General features: G+C 37.0%; 1 protein-coding gene. It reads left to right on the top strand.

Going from position 1 to position 341, the window contains the following annotated elements; translation table 11 throughout:
- A partial coding sequence (locus AOA60_RS23595) for a 2-oxo acid dehydrogenase subunit E2 (RefSeq protein ID WP_178075407.1) occupies positions 1–256 on the top strand: 256 nt, incomplete at its 5' end.
- Positions 257–341: the final 85 nt, after the last annotated feature.

The following is a 341-nucleotide window of genomic DNA, read 5'->3' as shown; positions in this document are numbered from 1 at the left end:
TAATAATACGGGTTCATTTGGCTCTATACAGTCTCAGCCTATCATCAATTATCCTCAAGCTGCGATATTGTCAGTTGAATCTATAGTAAAGCGTCCAGTAGTGTTAGAAAATGATGCTATAGCAGTGAGACATATGGTAAACCTCTGTATGTCATTAGACCACCGAATATTAGATGGGCTGATTTGTGGGAAGTTTATGGGACATATTAAGAGCAGTCTAGAAGCAATGAATGACAACAATGTATCCTTATATTAAGTTTAAGCTGTTAACCTGGTGGGCATAGTCCGCCAGGTTTTTTGACAGTTTAAGAATGTATAAAACTTTTCATCATCGTGAATAG

Source organism: Pseudomonas sp. 2822-17 (assembly GCF_002742485.1).
Lineage (GTDB): Bacteria > Pseudomonadota > Gammaproteobacteria > Pseudomonadales > Pseudomonadaceae > Aquipseudomonas > Aquipseudomonas cyclaminis.
The sequence above is the reverse complement of the archived record's forward strand: the minus strand, read 5'-3'. Positions and strand labels throughout refer to the sequence as shown.